Below are 22,109 nucleotides of genomic sequence, written 5' to 3'. Positions count from 1 at the left end.
TTGGCGACGTGTCTGACGAGAGCGACGACAAAACAGAAGCCCCCACACCTCACCGACTAGAAAAAGCGCGGGAAGAGGGGCAAATCCCGCGTTCCCGTGAACTGACCTCACTGCTGATTTTGCTGGTGGGCGTTAGTGTTATCTGGTTTGGCGGTGTGTCGCTGGCCCGTCGATTGTCGGGCATGCTCTCCGCTGGGCTGCATTTTGATCACAGTATTATCAAAGACCCGAATCTGATCCTCGGGCAGATTATTCTGCTGATCAGAGAAGCCATGCTGGCGCTGCTGCCACTGATTAGCGGCGTGGTACTGGTGGCGCTCATTTCTCCGGTCATGCTGGGAGGGCTGGTATTTAGCGGCAAATCCTTGCAGCCGAAGTTTTCCAAACTCAACCCGCTACCGGGCATTAAACGGATGTTCTCGGCTCAGACTGGCGCGGAGTTGCTTAAAGCAATTTTGAAAACCATCCTGGTTGGCAGCGTGACGGGGTTTTTTCTCTGGCATCACTGGCCGCAGATGATGCGCTTAATGGCCGAGTCTCCGATTACCGCCATGGGTAATGCGATGGATTTGGTAGGGCTATGCGCACTGCTGGTGGTGCTTGGTGTCATTCCAATGGTGGGATTTGACGTCTTTTTCCAAATCTTCAGCCACCTGAAAAAGCTGCGAATGTCGCGGCAGGATATTCGTGATGAGTTCAAACAAAGCGAAGGCGACCCCCATGTTAAAGGACGGATCCGTCAGATGCAGCGAGCTGCCGCACGGCGTCGGATGATGGCCGATGTGCCGAAAGCGGATGTCATTGTCAATAACCCGACCCACTATTCGGTAGCGTTGCAGTATGACGAAAACAAAATGAGCGCACCGAAAGTGGTCGCTAAAGGTGCAGGGCTGGTCGCGCTGCGCATTCGTGAAATTGGCGCTGAAAATAACGTCCCGACGCTTGAAGCGCCGCCGCTGGCGCGAGCGCTGTATCGACATGCGGAGATTGGTCAACAAATCCCGGGTCAACTGTACGCCGCGGTGGCGGAAGTGCTGGCCTGGGTCTGGCAACTGAAACGCTGGCGTCTGGCTGGTGGACAGCGCCCTGTACAACCTACTCATCTTCCGGTGCCGGAAGCCCTGGATTTTATTAACGAGAAACCGACCCATGAGTAATCTGGCCGCGATGCTGCGCCTGCCCGCAAACCTGAAATCGACACAATGGCAGATCCTTGCCGGACCGATTTTGATCCTGTTGATCTTGTCGATGATGGTGCTGCCACTGCCCGCATTCATACTCGACCTGTTGTTTACCTTCAATATTGCCTTGTCGATCATGGTGTTGCTGGTGGCGATGTTTACCCAGCGCACGCTTGAGTTTGCTGCGTTTCCGACCATTCTGTTGTTTACCACGCTGTTGCGTCTGGCACTTAACGTGGCTTCAACCCGTATCATTTTAATGGAAGGGCATACCGGCGCGGCGGCGGCAGGGAAGGTGGTCGAAGCGTTCGGTCACTTCCTCGTTGGTGGCAATTTCGCTATCGGTATCGTGGTGTTTGTCATTCTCGTGATCATCAACTTTATGGTCATTACCAAAGGTGCCGGGCGTATCGCAGAAGTGGGTGCGCGCTTTGTTCTCGATGGTATGCCGGGTAAGCAGATGGCGATTGACGCCGACCTTAACGCCGGATTGATTGGTGAAGATGAGGCGAAAAAACGCCGCTCCGAAGTGACTCAGGAAGCCGATTTTTACGGCTCAATGGACGGGGCAAGTAAGTTTGTTCGCGGCGATGCCATCGCCGGGATCCTCATCATGGTCATTAACGTTGTCGGCGGGTTGCTGGTCGGCGTGCTGCAACATGGCATGAGCATGGGACACGCGGCGGAAAGTTATACGCTATTGACCATTGGCGACGGTCTGGTGGCACAAATTCCGGCGCTGGTGATTTCTACCGCCGCGGGGGTCATCGTTACGCGTGTCAGCACCGATCAGGATGTTGGCGAGCAGATGGTGAATCAGCTTTTCAGTAACCCAAGCGTTATGTTGTTAAGCGCCGCCGTGCTCGGTTTACTCGGCCTGGTGCCTGGAATGCCGAACCTGGTATTTTTGCTGTTCACTGCCGGATTGCTCGGGCTGGCCTGGTGGATACGCGGACGCGAACAAAAAGCGCCTGCCGAACCCAAACCGGTAAAAATGGCAGAGAATAATACCGTTGTCGAAGCGACGTGGAACGATGTACAACTGGAAGATTCTCTGGGAATGGAAGTGGGTTATCGACTGATCCCGATGGTCGATTTCCAGCAGGATGGTGAGTTGTTGGGCCGTATACGCAGTATCCGCAAGAAATTTGCCCAGGAGATGGGATTTCTGCCGCCAGTGGTGCACATTCGCGACAATATGGATCTGCAACCTGCCCGCTATCGCATTTTGATGAAAGGCGTGGAGATTGGCAGTGGTGATGCTTATCCGGGGCGCTGGCTGGCGATTAACCCTGGAATCGCTGCCGGGACGTTACCTGGTGAGGCGACCGTCGATCCGGCATTTGGCCTGAATGCTATCTGGATTGAAAGTGCGCTAAAAGAACAGGCGCAGATTCAGGGGTACACAGTGGTTGAGGCCAGCACGGTGGTAGCAACGCATCTTAACCACCTCATTAGCCAGCATGCCGCAGAGCTGTTTGGTCGTCAGGAGGCGCAACAGCTGTTGGATCGCGTCGCCCAGGAGATGCCAAAGCTGACGGAAGATCTCGTTCCTGGCGTCGTCACGCTCACCACACTGCATAAAGTGCTGCAAAATCTCCTCGATGAAAAAGTACCGATTCGCGATATGCGCACCATTCTCGAAACGCTGGCGGAACATGCGCCCATCCAAAGCGATCCACATGAATTAACCGCCGTCGTGCGCGTGGCGTTGGGACGGGCGATTACCCAGCAGTGGTTTCCTGGCAAAGATGAAGTCCATGTTATTGGCCTCGATACACCGCTGGAACGTTTGTTACTACAGGCGCTGCAGGGCGGGGGAGGACTGGAGCCAGGGCTGGCGGATCGTTTACTGGCGCAAACTCAGGAAGCGCTATCCCGTCAGGAGATGCTGGGTGCGCCGCCAGTATTGTTGGTGAACCACGCGCTGCGACCATTATTGTCTCGCTTCCTGCGCCGCAGCTTGCCGCAGTTAGTGGTCCTGTCGAATCTGGAACTGTCTGATAACCGACATATCCGCATGACGGCGACAATTGGCGGCAAATAATGAGAACCTTATTAGCAATATTATTGTTTCCGCTGCTGGTGCAAGCCGCCGGGGAGGGGATGTGGCAGGCAAGTAGTGTAGGAATTACGCTAAATCATCGCGGTGAGTCGATGTCGTCTGCGCCTCTTTCTACGCGACAACCTGCTTCAGGATTGATGACGCTGGTAGCGTGGCGTTATCAGCTTATCGGCCCGACACCTTCAGGACTGCGGGTTCGCTTGTGTTCGCAATCTCGTTGTGTCGAATTAGAGGGGCAGAGCGGAACCACCGTGGCCTTTTCCGGTATAGCGGCAGCAGAACCGTTGCGCTTTATCTGGGAAGTGCCTGGCGGTGGGCGGTTAATTCCGCCGCTGAAAGTACAACGTAATGAAGTGATTGTGAATTATCGCTGAAGGACAAAAAAATTACGCGCTCGCGAGTATGTTTAATAACTCAGTGAAAAAGGCTCGATGTTTTGTTGCAATTATTTATCAGGAATAGCTTGCAACAAAACATGCCAAAAATATGTGAATTATCCTCTTGTCAAAGGGCTTGGATAAAAATCTTCAGAGTTACGGTATAGCTGCAACTGGCGAGTTCGCGTATTGGTCTGTATGATCATACATGAGAGCCATTCTGATTCAGAATAAGGGTCACTTAAATCCTGAACGTCCTCATTTGAAAGGATTAATTCACATTCTTTGTCCCTAAAATCCAGCCAGGCTCGCTGTGATTTTTTAAGCAAGTTAAGTTGTTCGGTATCAGGTTTTTTTACACCTGTGCGTGGCACTTGTTCTATATAACGATAAGCTTCACCATAGGCTTTATTTAATTGCGCATCGACGAGATTGTATTCTTGTCGCAGGCATGATTTGATCACGTTAATGTCACTATCATCATCTGAATTTTTTTGCCAACAATCTTTGATGGCTGAAATGTCATGGTCGTTTACTATAAGCGTATCTTCTGCGTAAACCTGGCAAGAGATAATGCCTAATGTTAATACAAGAAATTTAAACACTGCGGTATTCCTTAAATTCAACCGTTATCGTTTCCCTGGGGCCGAATATTACGCTTCTGACTTCTTACCCAACAGTGAGAAAACGATGGCATGTCCATTTTCAGAATACATTTAGATGGCAATAAAAAAGCCTGATCAGGTAACCCTGATCAGGCTTCACTCTCACGAAAAATCGATTACATACGCTCTACAGTCTCAATACCCAGCGTATCCAGACCCAGCTTCAGCGTCTTCGCCGTCAGTTGTGCCAGTTTCAGACGGCTGTTACGCACTTCTTCGTTTTCTGCGCTGAGGATCGGGCAGTGCTCGTAGAAGCCAGAGAACAGACCGGCCAGATCGTACAGGTAAGCACACATCACATGCGGCGTACCTTCACGGGCAACCACGGTGAGGGTTTCTTCAAACTGCAGCAGGCGAGCTGCCAGTTGCGCTTCACGATCTTCATGGATGATTACCGGAGCTGCAGCCAGTTGCTCTTCGTCAATTTCTGCTTTACGGAACACGGACAATACACGCGTGTATGCATACTGCATGTATGGCGCGGTATTACCCTCAAACGCCAGCATGTTGTCCCAGTCGAAGATGTAGTCCGTGGTGCGGTTTTTGGAGAGATCCGCATATTTCACCGCACCAATACCAACCGCGTTAGCCAGTTTTTCCAGCTCGTCGGCTGGCATATCCGGGTTCTTTTCTGCCACCAGACGGCGTGCACGTTCCAGGGCTTCATCCAGCAGATCGGCCAGTTTCACTGTACCACCCGCGCGGGTTTTGAACGGTTTGCCGTCTTTACCCAGCATCATGCCGAACATGTGGTGTTCCAGCGGTACGGATTCCGGTACATAGCCTGCTTTACGGACGATCGCCCATGCCTGCATCAGGTGTTGATGCTGACGGGAGTCGATGTAATACAGCACGCGATCGGCATGCAGTGTTTCATAACGATATTTCGCACAGGCGATATCAGTGGTGGTGTAGAGATAGCCGCCATCTTTCTTCTGAATGATCACGCCCATCGGTTCGCCTTCCTTGTTTTTAAACTCATCAAGGAATACAACGGTCGCCCCTTCGCTTTCTACTGCCAGACCTTTGGCTTTGAGATCCGCCACAATTCCTGGCAGCATTGGGTTGTAGAGGCTTTCGCCCATCACGTCATCACGGGTCAGCGTCACGTTGAGACGATCGTAAGTGATCTGGTTCTGCGTCATGGTGATGTCGACCAGTTTGCGCCACATCTCGCGGAAATATTCGTCACCGCTTTGCAGTTTTACCACGTAGTTACGTGCACGCTCGGCAAACTCTTCATCTTCGTCGTAATGCTTTTTCGCATCGCGGTAGAAACCTTCAAGGTCAGCCAGCTCCATTTCACCGGCGTTTTCCTGCTGCTGCTTTTCCAGCCATGCAATCAGCATACCGAACTGAGTGCCCCAGTCGCCGACGTGGTTTGCGCGAATCACTTTGTGACCGAGGAACTCCAGAGTACGCACTGCTGCGTCACCAATAATGGTAGAGCGCAGGTGACCGACGTGCATCTCTTTCGCCACGTTTGGCGCAGAGTAGTCAACCACAATGGTCTGTTTTTCTGGCGTAGCAACACCGAGACGATCGGACGCCAGCGCCTGCTGAACATGTTCAGCCAGGAATGCCGGATCAAGGAAAATGTTGATAAAGCCTGGACCGGCGATCTCAACTTTGCTGGCGATACCGTTAAGATCCAGATGAGTCAGCACCTGCTCTGCTAATTGTCGCGGTGCCATACCCAGTTTTTTAGCAACTGCCATCATGCCGTTAGCCTGATAGTCGCCGAACTGAACTTTTGCTGACTGACGAACCTGCGGTTCGCAATCCGCAGGCGCGCCTGCCGCAATCATGGCCTGACGGACTTTTTCTGAGAGAAGAGCCTGAATATTCACCGGAATACCTTACATTGATGAAGCGAGCAAAAATTGCCCGCACCAGTTAAAGAAATTAGGGCGGGAGTATACTGCAAATGGCTGTTTTCGTCAGCAACGTGCGCGTGGCGTATTGCCGTTTTCACTATTGCATCAGAAGCGGCGTGAAATCAGCGGTTGGTTGGCACAGGGCAACAGGGTAAATTAACGCTTTTACTGAAAGACGAAGAGTGATTATGGCGAACTGGCAATCTATCGACGAGCTGCAGGATATTGCATCGGATTTACCGCGATTTACCCACGCATTAGATGAACTTTCCCGCCGTCTGGGGTTGAATATCACTCCGCTGACTGCCGATCACATTTCTTTGCGTTGCCATCAAAACGCCACTGCTGAACGCTGGCGTCGCGGGTTTGAACAGTGTGGCGAGCTTTTGTCAGAAAATATGATCAATGGCAGACCGATTTGTCTGTTTAAATTGCATGAACCGGTACAGGTTGCGCACTGGCAGTTTTCTATTGTGGAGCTACCGTGGCCCGGGGAAAAACGTTACCCACACGAAGGTTGGGAACATATTGAAATCGTTCTGCCGGGTGATCCAGAAACGCTGAATGCCCGTGCGCTGGCATTGCTTTCTGATGAAGGACTCAGCCTACCGGGGATCTCAGTGAAAACCAGTTCGCCAAAAGGTGAGCATGAGCGATTACCGAATCCGACGCTGGCGGTCACCGATGGCAAAACAACTATTAAGTTTCATCCGTGGTCCATTGAAGAGATCGTTGCCAGCGAGCAGTCGGCGTAATTAAGGAGTAAAAATGCCATTACTGGAAATTTGCTGTTACAGCATGGAATGTGCACTAACGGCGCAGCAAAACGGCGCAGACAGAGTTGAATTATGCGCAGCCCCAAAAGAGGGGGGCTTAACGCCGTCGTTGGGTGTACTGAAATCCGTGCGCCAGCGGGTGACGATCCCTGTGCATCCGATAATTCGCCCACGCGGTGGTGATTTTTGCTACAGCGACGGTGAGTTTGCCGCCATTCTTGAGGATGTGCGCACGGTCCGCGAATTAGGTTTTCCTGGACTGGTGACGGGCGTTCTCGATGTTGACGGGAATGTCGATATGCCACGAATGGAAAAAATAATGGCTGCTGCCGGTCCGCTGGCAGTGACTTTTCATCGCGCCTTTGATATGTGCGCTAACCCTCTAAATACACTCAATAATCTTGCGGAATTGGGCATTGCCCGGGTGCTGACATCAGGGCAAAAATCAGACGCACTGCAAGGTTTATCAAAAATTATGGAACTTATTGCCCATCGTGATGCTCCAATCATTATGGCCGGAGCAGGAGTCCGTGCAGAAAACCTGCACCACTTCCTCGATGCCGGAGTGCTGGAAGTCCATAGCTCCGCGGGAGTGTGGCAAGCCTCACCGATGCGTTATCGTAATCAAGGATTGTCTATGTCATCAGATGCACACGCGGACGAGTATTCGCGTTATGTCGTAGACGGGGCGGCGGTTGCTGAAATGAAAGGAATCATTGAACGCCATCAGGCCAAATGATTTTTACCGTTGCATCATGTCGCCCAATATGATGCTTGCTCGTACCAGGCCCCTGCAATTTCAACAGGGGCCTTTTTTTATCCCTGAGCAGTATAAAAAACGAACGATAACCGTGATCTGTTGAGCGGGTGACAGTGCGCATAGCGTTGTGCTAAAAATATTTTTTATATTCACATTGATTATGGGATTTAAATTGCTAAAACTGATAAATATATATTCTAAATAGCAACTGGGTTATTCCTTAGCAATTAATGATTACATTGTAATAAATCATATTCTTTATCGATTATTTCAGGCAGTGTTGTGCCGAGTTATGCAAGCGGTTAATTCGTTGTGTATTTAATTATACAATGATTTCGGTATTCTGGAATTTATTTAGAGGAATCTATGCGAGGGAAAAAACGCATTGGGTTATTGTTTTTGCTGATAGCGGTTGTGGTTGGTGGCGGCGGGTTATTGCTGGCGCAAAAAGCCTTACATAAAACGTCGGATACAGCATTTTGCCTTTCCTGCCACTCGATGAGTAAACCTTTTGAGGAATATCAGGGAACTGTCCACTTTTCGAACCAGAAAGGGATACGTGCGGAATGTGCCGATTGCCATATTCCAAAGTCAGGGATGGATTATTTATTTGCTAAATTAAAAGCATCTAAAGATATTTATCATGAATTTGTTAGCGGCAAAATAGACAGTGACGATAAGTTCGAAACTCATCGCCAGGAAATGGCCGAAACAGTATGGAAAGAATTAAAAGCAACTGACTCTGCAACGTGCCGTAGTTGCCATTCTTTTGATGCCATGGATATTGCCTCGCAAAGTGAATCTGCGCAGAAAATGCATAACAAAGCACAAAAGGGCGGCGAAACCTGTATCGATTGTCATAAAGGCATTGCCCATTTTCCGCCAGAAATAAAAATGGATGACAACGCGGCGCATGAGCTGGAAAGTCAGACCGCTACTTCAGTGACTAATGGCGCACATATTTATCCTTTCAAAACTTCTCGCATAGGCGAGCTGGCTACCGTGAATCCTGGTACCGATCTCACCGTCGTTGATGCCAGTGGCAAACAGCCGATCGTTCTGTTGCAGGGTTATCAAATGCAGGGCAGTGAAAACACGCTCTACCTGGCGGCAGGTCAACGGCTGGCGCTAGCCACATTAAGTGAAGAAGGTATCAAGGCGCTCACGGTAAACGGGGAATGGCAGGCTGACGAATACGGCAATCAATGGCGTCAGGCGTCTTTACAGGGTGCGCTTACCGATCCCGCATTAGCGGACCGTAAACCGCTATGGCAATACGCTGAAAAACTTGACGATACCTATTGCGCTGGTTGTCATGCCCCTATTGCCGCCGACCATTACACCGTCAATGCGTGGCCGTCCATTGCCAAAGGAATGGGGGCACGAACCAGCATGAGCGAAAACGAACTGGACATTTTAACGCGGTATTTCCAGTACAACGCCAAAGATATTACCGAGAAACAGTGATCCTCGTTGATCAGGGAGGAAGTTATGACATTAACAAGACGTGAATTTATTAAACACAGCGGTATTGCCGCTGGAGCGCTGGTGGTGACATCGGCAGCACCGCTACCCGCATGGGCAGAAGAGAAGGGCGGTAAAATCCTCACCGCGGGACGCTGGGGAGCGATGAACGTAGAAGTGAAGGACGGCAAGATTGTTTCTTCGACAGGCGCGCTGGCGAAAACCATACCGAACTCCTTACAGTCTACGGCGGCGGATCAGGTACACACCACGGCGCGTATTCAGCATCCGATGGTGAGAAAAAGCTATCTCGATAATCCACTGCAACCGGCGAAAGGTCGAGGCGAAGATACCTATGTACAGGTGAGCTGGGAACAAGCATTAAAACTGATTCATGAGCAACACGATCGTATTCGTAAAGCTAACGGACCATCGGCCATTTTTGCCGGATCTTACGGCTGGCGCTCTTCTGGCGTGTTGCATAAAGCGCAAACCTTACTGCAACGTTATATGAACCTCGCGGGCAGTTATTCCGGGCATAGCGGCGATTATTCAACCGGGGCAGCACAGGTGATCATGCCGCATGTGGTCGGTTCTGTAGAGGTGTATGAACAGCAGACCTCCTGGCCGCTGATTCTGGAAAACAGCCAGGTTGTGGTGCTGTGGGGGATGAACCCGCTGAATACCTTAAAAATTGCCTGGAGCAGTACCGATGAGCAAGGGCTGGAATACTTCCATCAGCTGAAAAAATCTGGCAAACCAGTGATTGCCATTGATCCTATCCGCTCCGAAACCATTGAGTTCTTTGGCGATAATGCCACCTGGATCGCGCCGAATATGGGCACCGACGTGGCACTGATGTTAGGGATTGCGCATACCCTGATGACACAAGGCAAACACGATAAAGTGTTCCTTGAAAAATACACCACCGGGTATCCGCAGTTTGAAGAATATCTGACAGGTAAGAGCGATAATACTCCGAAGAGCGCGGCCTGGGCGGCGGAAATTACTGGCGTACCGGAAGCGCAGATAGTCAAACTCGCTGAACTGATGGCGGCGAATCGCACAATGCTGATGGCAGGCTGGGGAATTCAGCGCCAGCAATATGGTGAACAGAAACACTGGATGCTGGTGACGCTGGCGGCGATGTTAGGGCAGATTGGTACACCGGGCGGCGGTTTTGGTTTCTCTTATCATTACTCCAATGGTGGCAACCCGACACGTGTTGGCGGCGTGCTGCCGGAAATGTCTGCGGCGATTGCCGGACAGGCCAGCGAGGCCGCTGATGATGGCGGAATGACGGCGATTCCTGTTGCCCGTATCGTCGATGCGCTGGAAAATCCTGGCGGCAAATATCAGCATAACGGTAAAGAGCAAACGTATCCGAATATCAAAATGATCTGGTGGGCGGGTGGCGGTAACTTTACCCATCACCAGGATACTAATCGTCTGATTAAAGCATGGCAGAAACCGGAGATGATCGTCGTTTCTGAATGCTACTGGACCGCAGCTGCTAAACATGCAGATATCGTATTACCGATCACCACATCGTTTGAGCGCAATGACTTGACGATGACCGGTGATTACAGCAACCAGCATATTGTGCCGATGAAGCAGGCTGTCGCTCCGCAATTTGAAGCGCGAAACGATTTTGATGTGTTTGCCGATCTTGCGGAATTACTGAAACCTGGCGGAAAAGAGATCTATACCGAAGGTAAAGATGAAATGGCGTGGCTGAAATTTTTCTATGATGCCGCTCAGAAAGGTGCCCGTGCGCAACGCGTGACTATGCCGATGTTTAATGCCTTCTGGCAGCAAAATAAACTGATCGAAATGCGCCGCAGCGAGAAGAACGAACAGTACGTTCGTTATGGTGATTTCCGCGCCGATCCGGTGAAAAATGCGCTGGGTACGCCAAGCGGCAAAATTGAGATTTACTCCAAAACGCTGGAAAAATTTGGCTATAAGGATTGCCCGGCACACCCAACCTGGCTTGCGCCTGATGAGTGGAAGGGTACCGCCGACGAGAAGCAGTTGCAGCTTCTGACCGCACATCCGGCACACCGTTTACATAGTCAGCTTAACTATGCGGAACTGCGTAAAAAATATGCGGTTGCAGATCGTGAACCAATCACTATTCACACCGAAGATGCTGCTCGCTTTGGTATTGCGAATGGTGATCTGGTGCGTGTGTGGAACAAACGTGGTCAGATTCTGACAGGCGCGGTGGTGACTGACGGGATCAAAAAAGGCGTGGTATGCGTGCATGAAGGTGCATGGCCAGATCTGGAAAATGGCTTGTGTAAAAACGGCAGTGCGAACGTGTTAACGGCGGATATCCCCAGCTCGCAGCTGGCAAATGCCTGTGCCGGTAACTCTGCGCTGGTGTATATCGAAAAATATACGGGCAATGCGCCGAAGTTAACGGCGTTTGATCAGCCAGCTATTCAGGCATAAGAAGTGAATAGCGCCCGGAAACGGGCGCTGAGGTTATGCAAACGTAAAGCTGCCTGATGCGCTATGCTTATCAGGCCTACATAGTCCCTGCAATATATTGAATTAGCAAGGTTTTGTAGGCCGGATAAGGCGTTCACGCCGCATCCGGCAGTAATACCAGACCTTTACGGCTTGCGCGCAATCAGCACCGCACGTTTAGGTGCCGGATAACCTTCAACTGTCTTACTCGGATCATGTGGGTCGAGGAAATCGGCCAGCGATTCAGTAACCATCCATTCGGTGCGTCGTTGCTCTTCTGTAGTGGTAACGCTCACATCTGCAATGCGGATATCTACAAAACCACACTTCTTCAGCCAGTTTTTCAGCGCCAGCGCGGAAGGGATGAAATAGACATTACGCATTTGCGCGTAACGATCGCCTGGTACCAGCACCGTGTTCTCATCACCATCAATAACCAGCGTTTCCAGCACCAGTTCACCTTCATTGACCAGTTGATCTTTCAACTGCCAGAGATGCTCCAGCGGTGAACGGCGATGGTAAAGCACGCCCATCGAAAAGACGGTATCAAAGGCTTTCAGTGCCGGAAGTTGTTCAATACCTAACGGTAACAAATGCGCGCGCTGATCATTACCCAGTAGTTTACGCACCGCTTCAAACTGGCACAGAAAAAGTTGCGTAGGGTCGATCCCCACCGCGAGGTGCGCGCCTGCGCCAATCATGCGCCACATGTGATAACCGCTGCCGCAGCCGACATCCAGAATGGTGCGTCCGGTTAAATCAGAAAGATGGGGCAGAACACGATCCCATTTCCAGTCGGAACGCCATTCGGTATCGATGTTGACGCCATACAGTGAGAACGGCCCTTTGCGCCACGGCATCAGGTTGCGCATCAGCGTTTCAATGCGTTTAATTTGCCCTGCGCTCAGTGGCTCTTCGCTTTCTGCCGTAACGCTATGCAATAAATCAAGACGATACGGTTTAATTTCAGGTAGAAACTCCACCGCATTTGACCACTGCTTAAACAACCCGTGCTGCTGCTCGCGCTGCCAGTTAGCAATCTGCGCGGGCAGCGTTTCGAGCCAGTGTGAAAGATGATTTTTGGCAATCAGAGAATAAAAGTTACCAAAGTCGATCATGCAGCGTCCTCTGCTTTTAATGCCACCAGTGAACCAAAGTTAAAGCACTGGAACCACAGCTCACTATGCTCAAAACCGGCTTTATGCAGGCGTGCTTTATGGGTTTCCACGGAATCGGTCAGCATCACGTTTTCCAGCATGCTGCGCTTCTGGCTGATCTCCAGTTCGCTGTAACCGTTGGCACGTTTAAAGTCGTGGTGCATGTTGAACAACAGTTCACCAACTTTGGCATCTTCGAAACTGAATTTTTCCGAAAGCACCAGCGCGCCGCCCGGGTTCAGTCCTTGATAAATTTTATCCAGTAATGCCTGGCGCTCGGAAGGTTCCAGGAATTGCAGGGTAAAATTCAGCACCACCATCGATGCGTTTTCAATGGCGATATCGCGAATATCACCTTCAATGACGTCTACTGGCGTAGGGGCTTTATAGGCGTCAATATGACGACGGCAGCGTTCAATCATCGCCGGGGAGTTGTCGATGGCAATAATTTTGCAATTATCATGATGAATGTTGCGACGCACCGAGAGCGTCGCCGCGCCCAGAGAACAACCCAGATCGTAAACCTGCGTACCAGGTTGAACGAAGCGCTCGGCTAACATACCAATCATGGAAATAATATTGGAATAGCCGGGTACGGAACGCTGGATCATATCCGGGAAGACTTCAGCTACCCGTTCATCAAAGGTCCAGTCGCCCAGTCTGGCGATAGGGGCAGAAAATAGCGTGTCGCGGTGAGACATAACGTAAAAATCCGGGAAAAAGAAAGTGGCGTATTGTGCGCTAACGCAGGGAGAAAACCAACTCCCAGGGCATATACCAAAGATTCGCCAGCACCATCAGCAACAGCGCACACCAGGTGGCGCTCATGCCGGAACGTCGCCAGCGGAACAGACGGTGATGAAAACCGTAATAATGCATCAGACGACCAGCAAGCAAAACGATGCCGCAAATATGCACCATCCAAGTTTCTGCGCCATTCATTTCCATAAACAGCATCAGCACAATCGCGATGGGAATATATTCCACCGCGTTACCATGAATGCGAATAGCGCTTTGCAGTTCGCTAAAACCGCCGTCGCCATAGGCAACGCGGTACTGCATTCGCAGGCGAACGACATCAAAAGAGAACTTCATTAATAACAACGCACTTAAAACGGCATACAGCGCGCTTACCATACAAACTCCCTTTAAAATGGCCGATGGCACCTGTCTATGATAGGTGGCAAATTCAGAAAAGAGAAGATTGCTGTGGAATAGCCGGAACTGCTCCGATCTCTGGAAGCGTTTTACGTAAGTCTTCCCACAGGGTATGTATCAGTTCCGGTGCCTGGGCAATGTCTGGCGTATGTAAAAAAAGATAAGGCGTAGTGGTCTGATGCCACTGCGCTAATTTTTGTAACCAGACCTGAAATAATTCCCGGTTTTGCGTCATATCATCACTACCGATAAAACGGATCAGCGGATTTGTCGCCGTCAGTACAGCATGTACCGGAACTTTAGGTTTTTTTCGTTGAGCGTCGCGAATAGCTTCACTGTGTGGACGTGCTGCATGAACCGGGCGGCTGTCTAAAATCACCCGATTAACGCCGCGCTGATGTAAACCGCGATTAAGCGTTTGTTCCTCTTCTCCTTTGGCGAAAAACTGTGGATGGCGGACTTCCACGCCATAATTAAATTCGCCAGGAAGAGAATCGAGAAAATGCCAAAGCGCAGGCAGCTCCCGTGGGCCGAATGTGGCAGGCAGTTGCAGCCAGTATTGCCCAATGCGCGGAGCCAACGGTGACATGCGGGTCAAAAATTCAGTCACTAAATCATCGCAATGCCGTAATGCTGCCTGATGCGAAATGGTCGCCGGAAACTTAAAACAGAAGCGGAAGTCATCTGTGGTCTGCTCACGCCAGCGCAGGACAACCTCGGGTTTCGGCAGGGCGTAAAGCGTGGTGTTGCCCTCCACGCAGTTAAAGTGGCGGGCATACTCTTCAAGGCTGGTGATCCCCAACCGCACCCATTTAGGATGCGACCATTGCGGTAGACCGATGTAAATCATAACGCGTTGAGGATCTCTTCCACGCTACGCACACGGGCGATGCGCGGGTAGATATGGTTGATACTGTTATTGTGCTGCTCGGCGCTGGCGGCACTACAGGCGTCTTCGGCAATCACCAGATTAAAGCCAAGTTCCCAGGCATTGCGGGCGGTGGATTCAACACCGATATTGGTCGAGATCCCACATAACACTATTGTATCGATACCTCGGCGGCGTAATTGCAACTCCAGATCCGTACCGTAAAACGCACCCCATTGACGTTTGATGATTTCGATATCGCTGTCGGTTGCACCTAATGCAGCAGGATGTTGCCACCAATTTTCGGGCAACACTTTAGCCGGTGAGGGCGCATCGACCGGCTGTTTTAATGCTTCAGCGTAATCGGCAGACCAGCCAACGCGCACCAGAAACACGGGCTGACCGCTGGCGCGAAATTTCGCCGCCAGCTTCCCGGCGCGATTAACTACCTCATCGGCAGTATGTGGACCACCGGCAAAAGGTAAGATGCCTTCTTGTAAATCGATCACCACCAGCGCAGTGGTTTTAGCATTAAGTTCAAGCATAATGACTCCTGAAAAAACAAAATCGTGCCTCACACCTTAATGCGATTAGCCGATGGCGGAACGACAAATTTTGTTAATTTTTATGAGTTCGGGCAACACCTTTATAGCAAACTGGCGTAGAGTCTGATTTCAGGCCCGATATAAAGTGGTAACGAGGCGTTCCAGCGCGGGCCAGGCTCTTACGGTGCGGCAGAATTTCCAGTATAATAGCCGCCTTTTTTCATTCAGTTGTGACATACAGCTAACGCTGCGACTTGGTCACCTGCGCAGCAGGGGGCATCCGCCGGCAGCTAAGTTAAGGGATATCTCATGCGTACAGAATATTGTGGACAGCTCCGTTTGTCCCACGTGGGGCAGCAGGTGACTCTGTGTGGTTGGGTCAACCGTCGTCGTGATCTTGGTAGCCTGATCTTCATCGATATGCGCGACCGCGAAGGTATCGTGCAGGTATTTTTCGATCCGGATCGTGCGGACGCGTTAAAGCTGGCCTCTGAACTGCGTAATGAGTTCTGCATTCAGGTCACGGGCACCGTACGTGCGCGTGACGAAAAAAATATTAACCGCGATATGGCGACCGGCGAAATCGAAGTGCTGGCGTCCTCGCTGACTATCATCAACCGCGCAGATGTTCTGCCGCTTGACTCTAACCACGTCAACACCGAAGAAGCGCGTCTGAAATACCGCTACCTCGACCTGCGTCGTCCGGAAATGGCTCAGCGCCTGAAAACCCGCGCTAAAATCACCAGCCTGGTGCGCCGTTTTATGGATGACCACGGCTTCCTCGACATCGAAACTCCGATGCTGACCAAAGCCACGCCGGAAGGCGCGCGTGACTACCTGGTGCCTTCTCGTGTGCACAAAGGTAAATTCTACGCACTGCCGCAATCCCCGCAGTTGTTCAAACAGCTGCTGATGATGTCCGGTTTTGACCGTTACTATCAGATCGTTAAATGCTTCCGTGACGAAGACCTGCGTGCTGACCGTCAGCCTGAATTTACTCAGATCGATGTGGAAACTTCTTTCATGACCGCGCCGCAAGTGCGTGAAGTGATGGAAGCGCTGGTGCGTCATCTGTGGCTGGAAGTGAAGGGTGTGGATCTGGGCGATTTCCCGGTAATGACCTTTGCGGAAGCAGAACGCCGTTATGGTTCTGATAAACCGGATCTGCGTAACCCGATGGAACTGACTGACGTTGCTGATCTGCTGAAATCTGTTGAGTTTGCTGTATTTGCAGGTCCGGCGAACGATCCGAAAGGTCGCGTAGCGGCTCTGCGCGTTCCGGGCGGCGCATCGCTGACCCGTAAGCAGATCGACGAATACGGTAACTTCGTTAAAATCTACGGCGCGAAAGGTCTGGCTTACATCAAAGTTAACGAACGCGCGAAAGGTCTGGAAGGTATCAACAGCCCGGTAGCGAAGTTCCTTAATGCAGAAATCATCGAAGACATCCTGGATCGTACTGCCGCGCAAGATGGCGATATGATTTTCTTCGGTGCCGACAACAAGAAAATTGTTGCCGACGCGATGGGTGCACTGCGCCTGAAAGTGGGTAAAGACCTTGGTCTGACCGACGAAAGCAAATGGGCACCGCTGTGGGTTATCGACTTCCCGATGTTTGAAGACGACGGTGAAGGCGGCCTGACGGCAATGCACCATCCGTTCACCTCACCGAAAGATATGACGGCTGCAGAACTGAAAGCTGCACCGGAAAATGCGGTGGCGAACGCTTACGATATGGTCATCAATGGTTACGAAGTGGGCGGTGGTTCAGTACGTATCCATAATGGTGATATGCAGCAGACGGTGTTTGGTATTCTGGGTATCAACGAAGAGGAACAGCGCGAGAAATTCGGCTTCCTGCTCGACGCTCTGAAATACGGTACTCCGCCGCACGCAGGTCTGGCATTCGGTCTTGACCGTCTGACCATGCTGCTGACCGGCACCGACAATATCCGTGACGTTATCGCCTTCCCGAAAACCACGGCGGCAGCGTGTCTGATGACTGAAGCACCGAGCTTTGCTAACCCGACTGCACTGGCTGAGCTGAGCATTCAGGTTGTGAAGAAGGCTGAGAATAACTGATATGACTCAAATACACGAAATCATTCGCGTTGCATCGAGGCGGCAACTGAGTGAACTCCCATGAGCATAGATAACTATGTGAATGGGATGAGCGAAGGCAGTCAACGAAGAGGCAGCGTGAAGGATAAAGTGTATAAGCGTCCCGTTTCGATCTTAGTGGTCATCTACGCACAAGATACGAAACGGGTGCTGATGTTGCAGCGGCGTGACGATCCCGATTTCTGGCAGTCGGTAACCGGCAGCGTGGAAGAGGGTGAAACCGCGCCGCAAGCTGCCATGCGCGAAGTAAAGGAAGAGGTCACCATTGATGTTGTCGCTGAACAACTGACCTTAATTGACTGTCAGCGCACGGTAGAGTTTGAAATTTTTTCACATTTACGTCATCGCTATGCGCCGGGCGTGACGCGTAATACGGAATCATGGTTCTGTCTTGCGCTTCCGCACGAGCGGCAGATCGTTTTCACTGAACATCTGGCTTACAAGTGGCTTGATGCGCCTGCTGCGGCGGCGCTCACTAAGTCCTGGAGCAACCGGCAGGCGATTGAACAGTTTGTAATTAACGCTGCCTGAACAGGCAGGGCTATCTGGAGATATTTTTATGGCAGGTCATAGTAAATGGGCCAACACCAGACATCGTAAAGCTGCGCAGGATGCTAAGCGCGGTAAAATCTTCACTAAAATCATTCGTGAGCTGGTAACCGCGGCTAAGCTGGGCGGTGGCGATCCGGACGCTAACCCGCGTCTGCGTGCAGCAATTGATAAAGCACTGTCTAACAACATGACCCGCGACACACTGAACCGCGCAATTGCACGTGGTGTGGGCGGTGATGATGATGCAAACATGGAAACCATCATCTACGAAGGTTACGGTCCTGGCGGCACGGCAATCATGATTGAATGTCTGTCTGACAACCGCAACCGTACCGTTGCTGAAGTGCGTCATGCATTCAGCAAATGTGGCGGTAACCTCGGTACTGATGGTTCCGTAGCTTATCTGTTCAGCAAAAAAGGCGTGATCTCCTTCGAGAAAGGCGATGAAGACACCATCATGGAAGCAGCACTGGAAGCAGGTGCTGAAGACGTTGTGACCTATGATGACGGCGCGATTGATGTCTACACTGCATGGGAAGAAATGGGTAAAGTGCGCGACGCTCTGGAAGCGGCAGGTCTGAAAGCAGACAGCGCGGAAGTTTCCATGATCCCGTCTACCAAAGCTGATATGGATGCAGAAACCGCACCGAAACTGATGCGTCTGATCGATATGCTGGAAGATTGCGACGACGTGCAGGAAGTTTACCATAACGGTGAAATCTCTGATGAGGTCGCAGCGACTCTCTGATGAGGCCTGCTAAACAGCAAAACGGAGACGCGTGATGGCTATTATTCTCGGCATTGATCCGGGTTCGCGCGTGACCGGCTACGGCGTCATCCGCCAGGTAGGTAGGCAACTGTCCTACCTGGGTAGCGGATGCATACGCACCAAAGTGGATGATTTACCGTCTCGTCTGAAACTCATCTATGCGGGCGTGACGGAAATCATCACCCAGTTCCAGCCTGATTATTTCGCCATTGAACAAGTCTTTATGGCAAAGAACGCTGACTCAGCCCTGAAACTGGGCCAGGCGCGCGGCGTGGCGATTGTGGCGGCGGTGAATCAGGAGTTGCCGGTATTTGAATATGCTGCACGTCAGGTGAAGCAAACGGTTGTGGGTATTGGTAGCGCCGAAAAAAGCCAGGTGCAGCATATGGTCCGCACCTTGCTGAAACTGCCCGCTAATCCACAGGCGGATGCCGCTGATGCGTTGGCGATTGCCATCACCCACTGCCACGTTAGTCAGAATGCGATGCAGATGAGCGAATCGCGGCTGAACCTGGCGAGAGGGCGACTGCGTTAAGTTATACCGCCTCGGTCAGTTCCGGCTGAGGCGTTTCCACTCCCTCCGCATGAATCAACACCAAACCCGGATGATGCCACAAACTGGCTGGCGTAACGGTTTTACGCTCCCACGGAATAGAACCCAGGAACCAGAATTTCCAGAAAGTGAGTTTTGCATTCGGATTGCTATTTAACAATTCTCCAAACGTCTCTATTTCACCCACCGGAATACATAGCGCCTCTTTATAAATATCAAAGACAAATTTTGAACAGAACTGGCGCGAAGATTCGTATTTAAAACCGGTGTGGTAAAGTTTGCGTAGCCGGGAGGGAACCTGTTCAACAATTCGTTGTTTTTGTTGTTCTGTCAGCCCAGCGTCTAATCGCTTTATAGCATAGCGTTGATTAGCAGAGCGTTTAATAAAAAGGGATAGCGTAGTGATGGTTGAGAGGGGAACCCGGCTTTCTGCAACCAGGAAGTCTTCACCGTTATGACCGATAATGATCCCGACGTGATTACTCCAACAATTTGATGCAGCTGATATTTGACCAAATAAGGCAGCACCTATACATGTAAAGGCGATATCTCCAATTTCATATTCAGCAGGGTAATTAATATTCACGTTGTCATTCCATTGAAATAGATACGAATATACGTAATAGCATAAAAAATTTATTTTTTCAGGAGGCGCAATGTATATTTTTATTACGCATTTTTTCACTGAATATGTAATATTAAAATATTTGCTTCCAAAATAACCTGTAGAATAAATTATACTGTGCCATTTTTCAGATCATCGAGACACCTCGCAAGTTTTCTTCATCCTTCGCTGGATATCTATCCAGCATTTTTTTATCATACAGCATTATCTTTGATTCATTACGCAGGAGCGTCATGTGATAGGCAGACTCAGAGGCATCATCATTGAAAAACAACCCCCGCTGGTGTTAATTGAAGTGGGCGGCGTAGGCTATGAAGTGCATATGCCGATGACCTGTTTTTATGAACTCCCTGAAGCGGGACAGGAAGCGATCGTTTTCACCCACTTTGTGGTGCGTGAAGACGCGCAGCTGCTGTACGGTTTTAACAATAAACAAGAGCGCACGTTGTTCAAAGAGTTGATCAAAACCAACGGCGTCGGCCCGAAGTTGGCGCTGGCGATCCTCTCCGGAATGTCAGCGCAGCAGTTCGTTAATGCCGTTGAGCGTGAAGAAGTGGGGGCGCTGGTGAAACTGCCGGGTATTGGCAAAAAAACCGCCGAACGCTTGATTGTTGAAATGAAAGACCGATTTAAAGGTCTGCATGGCGATCTCTTTACGCCAGCCGCCGATCTGGTGCTCACGTCGCCTGCCAGCCCGGCAACCAACGATGCTGAACAGGAAGCGGTTGCTGCGCTGGTGGCGCTGGGCTATAAACCACAAGAAGCCAGCCGCATGGTGAGCAAAATCGCTCGGCCTGACGCCAGCAGTGAAACATTAATTCGCGAAGCCCTACGCGCCGCGTTATGAGGTAAAGGATGATTGAAGCAGACCGTCTGATTTCTGCCGGTACCACTTTGCCGGAAGATGTAGCAGATCGCGCCATTCGCCCTAAATTACTGGAAGAGTATGTTGGTCAGCCGCAGGTTCGTTCACAGATGGAGATTTTCATCAAAGCAGCGAAACTGCGCGGCGATGCCCTCGATCATTTGTTGATTTTTGGTCCTCCGGGGTTGGGTAAAACTACGCTTGCCAACATTGTCGCCAATGAAATGGGCGTTAATTTACGCACGACTTCTGGTCCGGTGCTGGAAAAGGCGGGCGATTTGGCTGCGATGCTCACTAACCTTGAACCGCATGACGTGCTGTTTATTGATGAGATCCACCGTTTATCGCCAGTTGTTGAAGAAGTGCTGTACCCGGCAATGGAAGACTACCAACTGGATATCATGATTGGTGAAGGTCCGGCGGCACGCTCCATTAAAATTGATTTGCCGCCGTTTACCCTGATTGGTGCAACCACGCGCGCAGGTTCGCTGACATCACCGTTGCGCGACCGTTTTGGGATTGTGCAACGTCTGGAGTTTTATCAGGTGCCGGATCTGCAATATATCGTCAGTCGCAGCGCACGCTTTATGGGGCTTGAGATGAGTGATGACGGGGCGCTGGAAGTTGCTCGTCGCGCTCGCGGTACGCCGCGCATTGCCAACCGTCTGCTGCGTCGAGTGCGTGATTTCGCCGAAGTGAAGCACGATGGCACCATCTCGGCAGATATCGCTGCTCAGGCGTTGGATATGTTGAATGTCGATGCTGAAGGTTTCGATTATATGGACCGCAAGTTATTGCTGGCGGTAATCGATAAGTTCTTTGGTGGGCCGGTAGGTCTGGATAACCTTGCGGCAGCCATTGGCGAAGAACGTGAAACCATTGAGGATGTGCTGGAACCTTATTTGATTCAGCAAGGCTTTTTGCAGCGTACACCGCGTGGGCGTATGGCGACGACGCGGGCGTGGAATCACTTTGGCATAACGCCGCCAGAAATGCCGTAAGTCGGATTGGTCGCTCGCACCGCATCCGAAATTGGCAGTGTGCCTGATGCGACGCTATTCGCGTCTTATCCGGCCTACCAGAGATAGCGAACCGTAGCTCGGATAAGGCGCTCGCGACGCATCCGACATTGGCAGTGTGCCTGATGCGACGCTATTCGCGTCTTATCCGGCCTACGAGAGATAGCGAACCGTAGGTCAGATAAGGCGCTCGCACCGCATCCGACATTGGCAGTGTGCCTGATGCGACGCTGTTCG

23 protein-coding genes are annotated in these 22,109 nt (G+C 51.1%); 15 read left to right on the top strand and 8 right to left on the bottom strand.

The genetic code is table 11. From position 1 onward, the window contains the following. The first annotated feature begins 8 nt into the window (after positions 1 to 8). From flhB to flhe, 3 genes are read left to right on the top strand one after another with little or no spacing between them, the layout of a single operon-like run. Positions 9 to 1,157, top strand: coding sequence for a flagellar biosynthesis protein FlhB (flhB, locus tag RTW80_RS04685; RefSeq protein WP_001278936.1), 1,149 nt, complete (start codon positions 9 to 11; stop codon positions 1,155 to 1,157). Then, positions 1,150 to 3,228, top strand: a complete 2,079-nt coding sequence (flhA, locus tag RTW80_RS04680; protein ID WP_000066978.1) for a flagellar biosynthesis protein FlhA — start codon at positions 1,150 to 1,152, stop codon at positions 3,226 to 3,228. The genes flhB and flhA overlap by 8 nt, the downstream gene beginning before the upstream one ends. Beyond that, entirely contained in the window at positions 3,228 to 3,620 is a 393-nt protein-coding gene (gene flhe, locus RTW80_RS04675) for a flagellar protein FlhE (RefSeq protein WP_001259583.1), read from the top strand. The genes flhA and flhe overlap by 1 nt, the downstream gene beginning before the upstream one ends. A gap of 119 nt (positions 3,621 to 3,739) precedes the next feature. Here flhe and RTW80_RS04670 read toward each other — a convergent pair whose 3' ends face one another. Next, entirely contained in the window at positions 3,740 to 4,228 is a 489-nt protein-coding gene (locus RTW80_RS04670) for a lysozyme inhibitor LprI family protein (RefSeq protein ID WP_001300831.1), read from the bottom strand. A gap of 90 nt (positions 4,229 to 4,318) precedes the next feature. Between RTW80_RS04670 and yecV the strand changes: the two genes are divergently transcribed. After that, positions 4,319 to 4,363, top strand: a complete 45-nt coding sequence (gene yecV / locus RTW80_RS04665; protein WP_211180499.1) for a protein YecV — start codon at positions 4,319 to 4,321, stop codon at positions 4,361 to 4,363. Positions 4,364 to 4,404: 41 nt separating this feature from the next. Here yecV and argS read toward each other — a convergent pair whose 3' ends face one another. Beyond that, positions 4,405 to 6,138, bottom strand: a complete 1,734-nt coding sequence (argS, locus tag RTW80_RS04660) for an arginine--tRNA ligase (protein ID WP_032247637.1) — start codon at positions 6,136 to 6,138, stop codon at positions 4,405 to 4,407. A gap of 215 nt (positions 6,139 to 6,353) precedes the next feature. Between argS and RTW80_RS04655 the strand changes: the two genes are divergently transcribed. From RTW80_RS04655 to torZ, 4 genes are all read left to right on the top strand, one after another. Continuing rightward, on the top strand, positions 6,354 to 6,920 hold the full coding sequence (locus RTW80_RS04655) for a VOC family protein (protein WP_001295504.1): 567 nt from the start codon (positions 6,354 to 6,356) through the stop codon (positions 6,918 to 6,920). A 13-nt stretch (positions 6,921 to 6,933) separates the two neighbouring features. Beyond that, positions 6,934 to 7,680: a copper homeostasis protein CutC gene (gene cutC / locus RTW80_RS04650; RefSeq protein ID WP_312718532.1), complete on the top strand. Its 747-nt coding sequence runs from the start codon at positions 6,934 to 6,936 to the stop codon at positions 7,678 to 7,680. Positions 7,681 to 8,067: 387 nt separating this feature from the next. Next, entirely contained in the window at positions 8,068 to 9,168 is a 1,101-nt protein-coding gene (locus tag RTW80_RS04645) for a NapC/NirT family cytochrome c (protein ID WP_001214316.1), read from the top strand. A gap of 24 nt (positions 9,169 to 9,192) precedes the next feature. Continuing rightward, positions 9,193 to 11,622 carry a trimethylamine N-oxide reductase TorZ gene (torZ, locus tag RTW80_RS04640; RefSeq protein ID WP_032247554.1) on the top strand — a complete coding sequence of 810 codons (2,430 nt, stop codon included), beginning with the start codon at positions 9,193 to 9,195 and terminating at the stop codon, positions 11,620 to 11,622. A 164-nt stretch (positions 11,623 to 11,786) separates the two neighbouring features. Here torZ and cmoB read toward each other — a convergent pair whose 3' ends face one another. From cmoB to RTW80_RS04615, 5 genes are read right to left on the bottom strand one after another with little or no spacing between them, the layout of a single operon-like run. Continuing rightward, positions 11,787 to 12,758: a tRNA 5-methoxyuridine(34)/uridine 5-oxyacetic acid(34) synthase CmoB gene (gene cmoB, locus RTW80_RS04635; RefSeq protein WP_000564726.1), complete on the bottom strand. Its 972-nt coding sequence runs from the start codon at positions 12,756 to 12,758 to the stop codon at positions 11,787 to 11,789. Beyond that, complete coding sequence (cmoA, locus tag RTW80_RS04630) at positions 12,755 to 13,498, bottom strand: carboxy-S-adenosyl-L-methionine synthase CmoA (RefSeq protein ID WP_000019588.1); 744 nt, start codon at positions 13,496 to 13,498, stop codon at positions 12,755 to 12,757. Before cmoA ends, cmoB begins: the two co-directional genes overlap by 4 nt. A gap of 40 nt (positions 13,499 to 13,538) precedes the next feature. Beyond that, positions 13,539 to 13,934, bottom strand: a complete 396-nt coding sequence (locus RTW80_RS04625; protein ID WP_000252980.1) for an MAPEG family protein — start codon at positions 13,932 to 13,934, stop codon at positions 13,539 to 13,541. A 52-nt stretch (positions 13,935 to 13,986) separates the two neighbouring features. Then, entirely contained in the window at positions 13,987 to 14,805 is an 819-nt protein-coding gene (locus RTW80_RS04620; RefSeq protein WP_063119335.1) for a DUF72 domain-containing protein, read from the bottom strand. Continuing rightward, on the bottom strand, positions 14,802 to 15,368 hold the full coding sequence (locus tag RTW80_RS04615) for a hydrolase (protein WP_000891621.1): 567 nt from the start codon (positions 15,366 to 15,368) through the stop codon (positions 14,802 to 14,804). The genes RTW80_RS04620 and RTW80_RS04615 overlap by 4 nt, the downstream gene beginning before the upstream one ends. A gap of 309 nt (positions 15,369 to 15,677) precedes the next feature. Here RTW80_RS04615 and aspS point away from each other — a divergent pair, with 309 nt between their 5' ends. From aspS to ruvC, 4 genes are all read left to right on the top strand, one after another. Then, a complete protein-coding gene (gene aspS, locus RTW80_RS04610) occupies positions 15,678 to 17,450 on the top strand; it encodes an aspartate--tRNA ligase (protein WP_001258678.1) in 1,773 nt (590 codons plus the stop codon). A 117-nt stretch (positions 17,451 to 17,567) separates the two neighbouring features. Next, on the top strand, positions 17,568 to 18,020 hold the full coding sequence (gene nudB, locus RTW80_RS04605; RefSeq protein WP_001300367.1) for a dihydroneopterin triphosphate diphosphatase: 453 nt from the start codon (positions 17,568 to 17,570) through the stop codon (positions 18,018 to 18,020). A 28-nt stretch (positions 18,021 to 18,048) separates the two neighbouring features. After that, positions 18,049 to 18,789 (top strand): YebC/PmpR family DNA-binding transcriptional regulator, encoded by a 741-nt coding sequence (locus RTW80_RS04600; protein ID WP_000907234.1) that lies wholly within the window; start codon positions 18,049 to 18,051, stop codon positions 18,787 to 18,789. Between the two features lie 34 nt (positions 18,790 to 18,823). Next, positions 18,824 to 19,345 carry a crossover junction endodeoxyribonuclease RuvC gene (gene ruvC, locus RTW80_RS04595; protein WP_001295503.1) on the top strand — a complete coding sequence of 174 codons (522 nt, stop codon included), beginning with the start codon at positions 18,824 to 18,826 and terminating at the stop codon, positions 19,343 to 19,345. A 1-nt stretch (position 19,346) separates the two neighbouring features. Here ruvC and RTW80_RS04590 read toward each other — a convergent pair whose 3' ends face one another. Beyond that, positions 19,347 to 19,949, bottom strand: a complete 603-nt coding sequence (locus RTW80_RS04590; RefSeq protein ID WP_063119334.1) for a YebB family permuted papain-like enzyme — start codon at positions 19,947 to 19,949, stop codon at positions 19,347 to 19,349. 70 nt (positions 19,950 to 20,019) lie between these two features. On the opposite strand from RTW80_RS04590, the gene yobI reads away from it, so the two are divergent. From yobI to ruvB, 3 genes are all read left to right on the top strand, one after another. Next, entirely contained in the window at positions 20,020 to 20,085 is a 66-nt protein-coding gene (gene yobI / locus RTW80_RS04585) for a stress response small protein YobI (protein ID WP_072094247.1), read from the top strand. A gap of 138 nt (positions 20,086 to 20,223) precedes the next feature. Then, entirely contained in the window at positions 20,224 to 20,835 is a 612-nt protein-coding gene (gene ruvA, locus RTW80_RS04580; protein WP_000580327.1) for a Holliday junction branch migration protein RuvA, read from the top strand. 8 nt (positions 20,836 to 20,843) lie between these two features. Then, complete coding sequence (ruvB, locus tag RTW80_RS04575; protein ID WP_000568519.1) at positions 20,844 to 21,854, top strand: Holliday junction branch migration DNA helicase RuvB; 1,011 nt, start codon at positions 20,844 to 20,846, stop codon at positions 21,852 to 21,854. Positions 21,855 to 22,109: the final 255 nt, after the last annotated feature.

It is taken from the genome of Escherichia sp. AM3 (assembly GCF_032029835.1).
Lineage (GTDB): Bacteria > Pseudomonadota > Gammaproteobacteria > Enterobacterales > Enterobacteriaceae > Escherichia > Escherichia coli.
This window is presented reverse-complemented; position numbering and strand designations above follow the sequence as displayed.